General features: G+C 74.9%; 1 protein-coding gene. It reads left to right on the forward strand.

Translation table 11 applies throughout. The features are described 5' to 3' along the window. Nucleotides 1–161 precede the first annotated feature (161 nt). On the forward strand, nucleotides 162–821 hold a 660-nt coding region (locus tag PROKR_RS18655), incomplete at its 3' end, for an IclR family transcriptional regulator (protein WP_051433134.1).

Consider the following 821-nt stretch of genomic DNA (forward strand, 5'->3'; position numbering starts at 1 on the left):
CGGGCGCCCTCGTCGGCGCCGTCGACCACGACGACCGGGACGAGCCGGTGCGCGGCCAGCGCGTCGAGGACCGGGTTGTCGGGGGATGACATGCGTGCTCCGTTTCGCTATGGTGAACGCCTGTTGTTCACTGCGAAACGCATGCTACGTGAGGGAGTCCCATGGAAGCCAGTCCGCTCGGCAGCGTCGACAAGGCGCTGCTGGCCCTCGACACCCTCGCGGGCTTCGGCGCCGCGGGCGCGCCGCTGGCCACGCTGGCTCAGGCCGTGGGTGTCAGCAAGCCGACGCTGCACCGCACGCTCGCCGCGCTCCGGCACCGCGGCTACGCCGAGCAGACGTCGGACGGCGCCTACCGGCTGGGCCCCTCCGCCCTGGCCCTGGGCAGCTCCTACCTGGCCGAGGAGAACCTCCCCGCGCTGCTGCACCCGGCCCTGACGGCGCTCAGCGAGGCGGTCGACGAGCTGGTGCACCTGGGCGTGCTGGCCGGGCGCGAGGTGGTCTACCTCGACAAGGTGGAGCCACAGCGCGCGGTTCGGGTGTGGTCCGCCGTCGGACGGCGACGCGCGGCCGCGACCACCGCACTCGGACGGGCGCTCCTGTCGGTCCAGGAGCTCGACGACGCCGCCGTGGAGCGGTTCGCCGGCGGGAACACCCCGGCGGAGCACCTCCGTGACGTGCTGGCCGACGCCCGGCGGACCGGGGTCGCCGGCGAGACCGAGGAGAACGAGCGCGGCATCGCCTGCATCGCGGTGCCGCTGCTCCGCGCGGGCCGGGGCGTCGCGGCCGTGAGCATCACGGCACCCGTGGAGCGGCTGCGCGGC

It is taken from the genome of Promicromonospora kroppenstedtii DSM 19349 (assembly GCF_000515355.1).
Taxonomy (GTDB): Bacteria; Actinomycetota; Actinomycetes; order Actinomycetales; family Cellulomonadaceae; genus Promicromonospora; species Promicromonospora kroppenstedtii.